This window comes from Mesorhizobium sp. M1406, assembly GCF_040317555.1.
In the GTDB taxonomy this organism is placed as follows: domain Bacteria; phylum Pseudomonadota; class Alphaproteobacteria; order Rhizobiales; family Rhizobiaceae; genus Mesorhizobium.
The window spans coordinates 1-1292 of the sequence record NZ_JAMYKW010000158.1; the positions used below are offsets into that span (position 1 = coordinate 1).

Genomic DNA, 1292 nt, shown 5'->3' on the forward strand with positions numbered 1-1292 from the left:
GCTCGCGAAGCCTCATCACGAAGCTGAGCAGCCAAACTCCGCAGAACGTCTGGTTGATGTAGATATCCTGGTTTTTTTTCCTTCGACATAGGTCAATCACCCTGGGTTGATCGCAAGCCTTACAGCGGGCTTGCGTGAGGTGACCTGCAAATGGCGCGCCATGTTGAGGATGTTTGACCTGCCACTAATTTTCATCCGGCTGCAGTTTGAGCCTCGCCGGGTTTTACGCCATATGGCGCGGGTTGAGCAGCCGATCGTCCGTTGCGGTGAGATTGGCAGCATAAGCCGCAGGCGTGATGTATCCGAGCGCCGAATGTGGGCGCGATCGGGGTGTAGTCGTCTGCCCGTTCGGCGATGGTTGTTCGGGGATGGTCGAGCCGAAGAACAAGGTTTCGTTCAAGAGTTCGTCGCGCATGCGGCTGTTGAAGCTCTCGCAGAAGCCGTTCTGCATCGGCTTGCCCGGCGCGATGTAATGCCATTCCACCTTGTGATCCTTCGACCAGGCGAGGAGGGCGTTCGAGGTGAACTCGGTGCCATGGTCGGAGACGATCATGCCCGGCTAGCCGCGGCGGGCGACCAGTTCCGTCAGTTCGCGCGCGACACGCCGGCCTGAGATCGAGGTGTCTGGGATCACCGCCAGGCATTCGCGTGTCACGTCGTCGACGATGTTGAGCACGCGGAAGCGCCGGCCGCAGCGAACTGGTCATGGACGAAATCCAGCGACCAGGGCGCGTTCGGCTTCGCGCTCGGCGGCGGGCCCGCCGGTCCGTTCGATCCAGGTTTCAACGCTGACAATTGTTGCTTTCGGCAAAGGTCGATTCTGGTCCCAGCCCGCGGTACGGCGACCTATTCTAGAACCTGACCGCCTCCTTGCGACCCGGTCTCTTGGCCGGTGCACGCCAAAATCGCCCGGCTGTGGTGGTGCTGGCAGCAGGACCCTCCCGACGCTCTGCCAGCCGACCTCGATTCCGCACTGACGCCGTGGAAATACGCGGTGCGCGATACGCTCAGATGACCGGCAACCCGCGCACGCCAGCCCCTCGAAATGCCATTGCGACAAGGGCCCTGCCTAGAGACCGACCCGTTCAATGTTCAAGGCAGGATCCTTCAGGACCGCGAGGAGATCGTCGGAGTGGCTGACGACTTTCACCGGATGTGTTGCAAAGTGGTAACGAAGCGCATGGCATTGGGCTCCGGTGTTCCCCGGAGAGTTGAGATGTTCAAAGGCCGCCATTTCGACCAATCCGTGATCTTGCTCTGCATTCGCGGGTGTCTGGCCTACGGACTGAGCC

2 pseudogenes are annotated in these 1292 nt (G+C 60.9%); one reads left to right on the top strand and one right to left on the bottom strand.

Going from position 1 to position 1292, the window contains the following annotated elements:
- Positions 1–191 precede the first annotated feature (191 nt).
- Positions 192–744 (bottom strand): annotated as a pseudogene (locus tag NKH03_RS34690) (integrase core domain-containing protein); the annotation flags it as partial.
- A gap of 472 nt (positions 745–1216) precedes the next feature.
- Here NKH03_RS34690 and NKH03_RS34695 point away from each other — a divergent pair.
- Positions 1217–1292, top strand: a pseudogene (locus NKH03_RS34695) (IS6 family transposase); the annotation flags it as partial.